At 30.7% G+C, this 1,913-nt stretch carries 2 protein-coding genes; both read right to left on the reverse strand.

Annotated features, from left to right (window positions below):
- The coding region (locus tag ACFQ13_RS06110; RefSeq protein ID WP_386115236.1) for a hypothetical protein at positions 1 to 273 on the reverse strand (273 nt) is incomplete at its 3' end.
- A 498-nt stretch (positions 274 to 771) separates the two neighbouring features.
- The gene (locus ACFQ13_RS06115) at positions 772 to 1,725 is read right to left on the reverse strand and encodes a Fic family protein (RefSeq protein ID WP_386115239.1); all 954 of its coding nucleotides are present in this window, start codon (positions 1,723 to 1,725) and stop codon (positions 772 to 774) included.
- Positions 1,726 to 1,913: the final 188 nt, after the last annotated feature.

Genomic DNA, 1,913 nt, shown 5'->3' on the forward strand with positions numbered 1-1,913 from the left:
GCTTGAATTAAATTTCTCTGTTATTTTTTTTGGTAAAGGCACCCAATTTTCGAGGCTATCATTTTTATAATCAATCAAGAATTTTTTGTAAGATTCATTTAGTTTAGAATTAGGATATTGTTTTCTTAGAAAGTCATTTTCAAAGTCGTTCACGAGTAAAGTCAGAGTCTCGTTGTTTTTCTTTCCTAATACTTTTTCAAATTCCGATATGTTATTGTTTGAGGAACAACCAAAAGTCAGAATTAGTAATAGAATTATATATATGATTCTCATTGTTCGATTATATCTTTGCCAACGGTAGGTGTATGGTTAGTTGCGTGATTAAGGATCTAATTTAGCAAAAATGAACCAAACGGGAGGAAATTCCGCAGGAATTTCCACATGAGCAATACCCAAGCAATTAAATATACACAATGTTAGCGACCGGCATTATTTAATTATTACACATTTTGATCGTAGGTATGAAATCCCATTTGTTAGAAACAAAGAATAGAGTAGGTACTAACGGTTAATTAGTCCTGCGTTGTTGTTCCGTAATACTCCTCATTTTGGTTATTCGTTCGAGTGTTCAGTCCAGCATAAGAAATACAGACTTTTAGAATGCCTAAATGTAAATAGATATGTCTGCTTGGCGCTAACGTGTTTGTGTATGGTTAGTTGCGTGGCTAGGCAACTAAGTTAGCAAACTTTTACGAACCCGTGAAAATTCCTCAGGAATTTTCGCAAGTAGGCTAGAACCTAGCAATTAATTATACACGGTGTTGTGCCCAGTTATTTTAGTCGATACATTGTTTTATTTTTTTCTCCTATTTTTTCAAATAAACCTAATTCAGTTCCTTTTTTCAAATCTCTACTAGCGGTTGCAGAAGAAATATCCTTAAAAATATCCATATAATCTTTTCTTGTAAATTCAGTTTTATTTAAGGAAACATAATAGTCTAATCGGTCTTTTTCACTTAAGGTTCTATTATTGAAGTCCAATAATTGACTTATTGAAATGTCAATTACGTTTAGCATATATTCAATAAACTTAGTTGATTTTCCTGATTTATCACTTTCAGCCAAGGCTTTATAATATTTTTCTTGGTCGTTGCTAATTAACGTTTCAAAGGGGAGGAACTCAAAGATTGGATATTTTTCCATCAAAATTAAAGTTTGCCATAATCTTCCCATTCTGCCATTTCCATCTAAAAATGGATGTATAAATTCCATTTCGTAATGGAAAACACAACTTTTAATTAATTCAATTTCATCAGATTTTTTCAAATATTCAAAAAGGTCTTTCATTAAGTATGGCACATTTCCAAAAGGTGGTGCCAAATGCTCAACTTTTGAGCCTTTTACAATTCCGACACTTTGATTTCTATATTTTCCAGAATTTTCAATTAAACCTTCCATTAAGTTTTGATGTGCTTTCAAAAAGGATTTTTCATTTGAAGGATTAAAATCTTCTAAGTTTTCATAGATTTTAATTGCATTTAAAACTTCAAGAACATCTTTTTTAGGACCAATAACTCTTTTGTTTTCAAGAAGCGCTGTAATTTGTTCTTCTGTAAGTGTGTTTCCTTCTATTTTTAACGAAGAATGAATAGTTTTAATTCTATTCTGTTTTCTTAATTTCGGTGAAGGTTTGTTTAATAAATTAGCATTTACTTCTCCTATTTTCTCTGAAATAGAAGTTATTAATTTTAAAATAGAAGATGTTATTTCGTAAGGTGGTTTCATTTTTGATACTATCATTTGATACTATCAAAGATACAATCATTTAATCTGAATTATCTTATCAAACGTAATTTTTTAATTGGGCACAACGTGTTTGTGTATGGTTAGTTGCGTGGTTAAGCGACTAAGTTAACAAACATTTACGAACCCGTGAAAATTCCGCAGGAATATTCCAGATGAGTACTTACAAA

The organism is Winogradskyella rapida, from assembly GCF_042675845.1.
Classification (GTDB): domain Bacteria; phylum Bacteroidota; class Bacteroidia; order Flavobacteriales; family Flavobacteriaceae; genus Winogradskyella; species Winogradskyella rapida.

Excerpts from the sequence above, each read along its gene's own strand:
- ACFQ13_RS06115 (WP_386115239.1), bottom strand. The coding sequence starts at position 1,725 with ATGAAACCACCTTACGAAATAACATCTTCTATTTTAAAATTAATAACT.